Below are 5,212 nucleotides of genomic sequence, written 5' to 3'. Positions count from 1 at the left end.
TGACCGCGGTGCTGGTGTCGGGGATGATCGCGCAAGGCGTCGCCGGCGACTACGTCTATTTTGGTATCGTCGGACAGACGCTGCCGCTCGGAACGGTGCTGGTCGTCGCGCCAGTCGCCGGCATCCTGGGAGGCGTGAGCGGCGGCTTGTTCTCCCGGCTGACCTTGTGGTTCGCGCGTGGCGGCGCTCGGCGAATCTCGGGCGGACATCCCTTGCTGCTCGCGGCCGCGGCCGGCCTCATCGTTGCGATGCTGGGCATTTGGACGGGCACGACCTGGGGGACCGGATATGCGCCTGCGCGCGCGATGATCCAGGGTCAGGACACCTCGCTGTGGTTCGGCGCGGCCAAGTTCGCGAGCACGCTGGTGACGACCGGGGCGGGATTGCCGGGCGGTATCTTCTCGCCGAGCCTGGCGACCGGCGCGGGCGTCGGCAATATGCTCCACGCGCTGTTTCCGCAAGAGCCGGCGGGTGCCGTGATCCTGCTCGGCATGGTCGCCTATTTCACCGGCGTGGTCCGGGCGCCGCTGACCGCGGTCGTCATCATTTCGGAAACCACCGGCAGTCGGGGATTGATGCTGCCGTTGCTCGCCGCCGCGATCATCGCCGAGGGCGCCGCCGCCCTGGTTTGCCGCGAACGGCTCTATCACGGGCTCGCCGCCGGGTTTCTGCCCAAAGAACGAGAGGATTAGAGCGAGCCGGGCAATTCGCTCTTATCCCGATGCAACAAACCGTTTCCGCCTCGGCGCTTGATCCCGAGCGACGAACGGCCCACATCGCAGCCATGTTGATCGAAACCGAAGCTACGCCCAACCCCGCGACGCTCAAGTTCCTGCCCGGACGGACGGTGATGGACGCCGGCACGCGCGACTTCGCGACGCCGGAGGAAGCCGACGCTTCGCCGCTGGCCGAGGCCCTGTTCAACCTGGGCGACGTGACCGGCGTGTTCTTCGGCAAGAATTTCGTCTCGGTGACCGCGGCGCCGGGCGTCGACTGGCCCGGTCTCAAGCCCGACGTGCTGGCGATCCTGCTCGACCATTTCTCGGCCGGCATGCCGTTGTTCAAGCCGGCGTCCGCCGCCGGCATCAGCGTTCCCGGCGATGACGAGGGCCTCGCCGACGATCCTGCCGATGCCGATATCGTCGCGCAGATCCGCGAATTGATCGACACCCGCGTCCGCCCGGCGGTGGCGAACGATGGCGGCGACATCATCTATCGCGGGTTCGACAAGGGTAAGGTCTATCTGCGCATGCAGGGCGCGTGCTCGGGCTGTCCGTCGTCGACCGCCACGCTCAAGAACGGCATCGAGCAATTGCTCAAATATTACGTTCCCGAAGTCACCGAGGTTCGCGCGGTCTGACCGCCGGCCCAGCGCCGCCATTTTCATCCGAAGGGAAAAGTCATGGGCACGCCGCTCAACGACGACGCACTCGACACGATCTTCCGCACCGCGCGGACCTACAACGGTTATACTGATGCGCCGGTCAACGAGGACGACATCCGCGCGATCTACGAACTGGTGAAGATGGGGCCGACCTCGGCCAACCAGCAGCCGGCGCGTTTCACCTGGCTGCTCAGCCAGGAAGCCAAGGACAGGCTCGCGACCCATGCCAGCGCAAACAATGCCGACAAGATCCGCAAGGCGCCGGCGGCGGTGATCATCGCCTATGACAAGGAATTCCACGAGCATCTGCCCGAATTCTTTCCGCACGTCGACGCGCGGCCGTGGTTCTCCGAACCGGTCTCACGGGAGCGGCACGCCTTCCTCAACTCGACGCTGCAGGCGGCCTATTTCATTATCGCCGCGCGCTCGCTCGGCTTCGATACCGGACCGATGACCGGGTTCAATAACGCGGCGGTCGACGAGGCGTTCTTCGCCGACCAGCCCAATTTGCGCTCGACGATCCTCTCGACGCTCGGCCATGGCGATCCCGCCAGCATTTTCGGCCGCCTCCCGCGCCCGGCGTTCGAGAAGTTCAACACTGTTCTCTGAGCAAATCTCGGGCAAAAAACGTCGCCCCGGCGCAAGCCAGAGTCTCAAGCCTCTTGAGATACCGGCTTGCGCTGGCATGACGGTGTGATGCGCACGCTCGTCATCGAAACCGCCACCGCCGCTTGCTCCGTGGCCTTGGTCGAGGCCGGCGCGGTGGTCGCGTCGGCGCACGAAGTGGTCGGGCGCGGCCATGCCGAGCGGCTGGTGCCGATGATCGCCGCGCTGCCCAGCGGCGGCCGCGCCGACGCGGTGCTGGTCGATTGCGGCCCGGGCAGCTTCACCGGCATCCGCGTCGGCATCGCCGCGGCGCGCGGGCTTGGTCTCGGTTGGGGCGTCCCGGTCCACGGTTTCTCGTCGCTGCCGCTCGTCGCTGCCGCCGCTTTCGCCGCCGATGCGGACCTCGACCGGCTTGCCGTCGTGCTGGAAGGTGGGCATGGCGAGGTCTTCATGCAGCCCTTCGCCCGTTATCCCCTTGCCGCGACCGCCGATTTCGCTTCGCTTCCGCCCGCAGAGGCCATGGCGCGGATCGAGGGAACAGCGGTCGGCAATGGCGTGCGCTTCCTGGCGTCGGGCGGACGCGACGTGCTGCCCAACGCGGCCGATGTCATCCTGCTACCGGCCGAGCAAATCCAATTGCCACCACGCCCGATCTATGGCCGCGCGCCAGACGCCAAGCCGATGGCGCCGGACACGGTCGGCGCATGAGCACGGCGGCGATCGACCTTCGCGAGGGCGATGTCCGCGATCTCGACCGCGTCGACCGCATCATGGCCCATGCCTTTGACCCGCGCTGGGGTGAAGCCTGGACGCGCAACCAGGTGATCGGGATTCTGGCGGTGCCGGGCGTCTGGCTGACGATCGCCGAGCTGAACGGCAAGGCGGTCGGCTTCGCGCTGACGCGCGGCGTGCTCGACGAGGCCGAATTGCTGTTGCTCGCCGTCCTGCCCGAGGCCCGCCGCCGCGGCGTCGGCGCGGCCTTGTTGCGCGGGCTAGTCGCCGATTGTGCGACTCGCAAGATTTCGGCCGTTCATCTGGAAGTCCGCGCCGGCAATGACGCGATCAAATTGTACAGCAATTCTGGCTTTTCCAAGATAGGTGAACGCCGCGACTACTATCGCGGTCCTGATGGGCGAACTTATTCGGCGCTAACGCTTCATCGCAAGATCGCGTGAAATAATCGCGATTGATCCGGGTTAATCCTTGCACTCCTACCCAATATGGATCAAAGCCGCGCGGCGTTGGGGGATCGCACTCATTCGTTCAGGGTCGAAGGAATCAAGATGGAAAACACCAACGATATGCAGGAAACCTTGGTCACGTTGACCGCCGATATTGCCGCGGAATATCTCGGCAACAACAACGTCGCGGTTTCGGATATCGAACTGGTCATCCAGAACATCTATCGCGGCTTGTCGCGGCTGGCGCCGCAGGCGCCCGCCCCTGAGCCCAAGCAGGAGCCGGCGGTGTCGATCCGCGCGTCGATCAAGCCGGACTACATCGTCTGTCTCGAAGACGGCAAGAAGCTCAAGATGCTCAAGCGCCACCTGATGACGCACTATCAGATGACGCCGGAACAGTACCGCGCCAAGTGGAACCTGCCCGCCGACTATCCGATGGTCGCGCCGAACTATGCCGAGCAGCGCCGCAGCCTGGCGAAGAAGATCGGCCTGGGCACCAAGCGCCGCAAGAGCAAGTGATCGATTGGACGTGGATCGCCCGACGGGCGATCTCGACCGTGCGGGGCACGGTCGATCCAACCGCTCCGGTGAAGCCGGAATGACCAGGAAAGGGCCGGGATCAATCCCGGCCTTTTCTTCTTTCATGGATGGCATTTGCTAATCTTCCCCCGCCAGGGGGAGAATTAACCGCGGATCGCGTCGCTAATTGCGAATCACTCTCTTCTTTCGCAACAAGGGTGATGCGCCTATATCCGCCCGATGGCGCGCAAGATCGACCTCGAAGCTCTTTGTCACGAAAAAGGCCTGCGCATCACCGACCAGCGCCGGGTCATCGCGCGCGTGCTGAGCGAGGCGGAGGATCATCCCGACGTCGAGAAGGTCTATGCCCGCGCCTCGGCGATCGATCCCGGCATCTCGATCGCGACGGTGTACCGCACCGTCCGCCTGTTCGAGGAAGCGGGCATCCTCGACCGCCACGATTTCGGCGACGGCCGCGCCCGCTACGAGCCCGCGCCCGAGGCCCATCACGATCACCTGATCGACGTCGAGACCGGCAAGGTCATCGAATTCGTCGATCCCGAGCTCGAACAGCTCCAGAAGCAGATCGCGGAGAAGCTCGGCTTCCGCCTCGTCGATCACCGGATGGAGCTCTATGGAGTCAGCCTCTCCCGCAAGGATTGAGGCGGCTCGGGGCAACCCGCAGCCTATCTCGTTTGGAGGACGCCTGCGCATCTGGCGACGCGGCGGCGGTATGGTCGCCGGGCTGATCCTGTTCGTGCCGCTGCATTATCTATGGCGGCTGTTCCGGCTGAGCTCGCCCTGGCCGCGGATGTTCCTGGCCTGGGCCGGCTATTGTTCGGGCGCGCGGGTCGAGCGGATCGGGACGCCGCTCCGCCGTGACGTCTTCTACATCTCCAATCATTGCAGCTGGATCGACATCCTCGCGATCGCCGGCGCGAGCGGCACCGCGTTCGTCGCCAAGGCCGAGCTGCGCAAGGCGCCGGTGGTGGGCTGGCTGTCGACGCTCAACCGCACCGTCTTCGTCTCGCGCGAGGATCGGCTGGGCGTCGCGGAACAGATCAACCGGCTGCGCGACGCGCTGGCCGAGAATTGGTCGGTCACCGTCTTTCCGGAGGGCACGACCACCGACGGCCGCTCGCTGCTGCCGTTCAAGTCGCCCCTGCTCAAGGTGCTCGAGCCGCCGCCGGCGGGCGTGCTCGTCCAGCCGGTGCTGCTCGATTACGGCGCGGTCGGGCCCGATATCGGCTGGATCGGCGACGAGCACGGCAAGGACAATGCACTGCGCGTGCTCGCCCGCAGGGGCAGCTTCCCGCTGCGCATCACCTTCCTCGACCCGTTCGACCCGCGCGAATTCCCCGGCCGCAAGGCGATCGCCGCCGAGAGCCTGCGCCGCATCCGCGAAGCGCTGGCCGAGGTGATCGGGCACGACGTGCCGACCTTCATCGGACATGATGTCTGGGCCGGAAAAACTCCTCCCCGGGACGGGGAGGGGGACCAAGACGCGAAGCGGCTTGGTGGA

The 5,212-nt window shown here is 65.8% G+C and carries 8 protein-coding genes; all 8 read left to right on the top strand.

What is annotated here, in order from left to right; genetic code table 11:
• Positions 1-692 (top strand): chloride channel protein (locus ACTHJR_RS09985; protein ID WP_440523007.1); only part of this gene is annotated, 692 nt, incomplete at its 5' end.
• A gap of 92 nt (positions 693-784) precedes the next feature.
• Positions 785-1,360: a NifU family protein gene (locus ACTHJR_RS09980; protein WP_440523006.1), complete on the top strand. Its 576-nt coding sequence runs from the start codon at positions 785-787 to the stop codon at positions 1,358-1,360.
• A 42-nt stretch (positions 1,361-1,402) separates the two neighbouring features.
• Positions 1,403-1,993, top strand: coding sequence for a malonic semialdehyde reductase (locus tag ACTHJR_RS09975; protein WP_440523005.1), 591 nt, complete (start codon positions 1,403-1,405; stop codon positions 1,991-1,993).
• Positions 1,994-2,080: 87 nt separating this feature from the next.
• Entirely contained in the window at positions 2,081-2,698 is a 618-nt protein-coding gene (gene tsaB, locus ACTHJR_RS09970) for a tRNA (adenosine(37)-N6)-threonylcarbamoyltransferase complex dimerization subunit type 1 TsaB (protein ID WP_440523004.1), read from the top strand.
• Entirely contained in the window at positions 2,695-3,165 is a 471-nt protein-coding gene (gene rimI / locus ACTHJR_RS09965; RefSeq protein WP_440523003.1) for a ribosomal protein S18-alanine N-acetyltransferase, read from the top strand. The genes tsaB and rimI overlap by 4 nt, the downstream gene beginning before the upstream one ends.
• Before the next feature lie 108 nt (positions 3,166-3,273).
• Positions 3,274-3,690, top strand: coding sequence for a MucR family transcriptional regulator (locus tag ACTHJR_RS09960; protein ID WP_440523002.1), 417 nt, complete (start codon positions 3,274-3,276; stop codon positions 3,688-3,690).
• A gap of 240 nt (positions 3,691-3,930) precedes the next feature.
• A complete protein-coding gene (locus ACTHJR_RS09955; protein WP_440523001.1) occupies positions 3,931-4,353 on the top strand; it encodes a Fur family transcriptional regulator in 423 nt (140 codons plus the stop codon).
• 70 nt (positions 4,354-4,423) lie between these two features.
• Positions 4,424-5,212 (top strand): lysophospholipid acyltransferase family protein (locus tag ACTHJR_RS09950; RefSeq protein ID WP_440523000.1); only part of this gene is annotated, 789 nt, incomplete at its 3' end.

This window comes from Sphingomonas sp., assembly GCF_051962185.1.
Lineage (GTDB): Bacteria > Pseudomonadota > Alphaproteobacteria > Sphingomonadales > Sphingomonadaceae > Sphingomonas.
The sequence above is the reverse complement of the archived record's forward strand: the minus strand, read 5'-3'. Positions and strand labels throughout refer to the sequence as shown.

Bases quoted from the DNA above. Each gene is read 5' to 3' on its own strand.
- ACTHJR_RS09980 (WP_440523006.1), top strand. From the start codon at position 785: ATGTTGATCGAAACCGAAGCTACGCCCAACCCCGCGACGCTCAAGTTC.
- ACTHJR_RS09955 (WP_440523001.1), top strand. From the start codon at position 3,931: ATGGCGCGCAAGATCGACCTCGAAGCTCTTTGTCACGAAAAAGGCCTG.
- ACTHJR_RS09975 (WP_440523005.1), top strand. From the start codon at position 1,403: ATGGGCACGCCGCTCAACGACGACGCACTCGACACGATCTTCCGCACC.
- tsaB (WP_440523004.1), top strand. From the start codon at position 2,081: ATGCGCACGCTCGTCATCGAAACCGCCACCGCCGCTTGCTCCGTGGCC.
- rimI (WP_440523003.1), top strand. From the start codon at position 2,695: ATGAGCACGGCGGCGATCGACCTTCGCGAGGGCGATGTCCGCGATCTC.
- ACTHJR_RS09960 (WP_440523002.1), top strand. From the start codon at position 3,274: ATGGAAAACACCAACGATATGCAGGAAACCTTGGTCACGTTGACCGCC.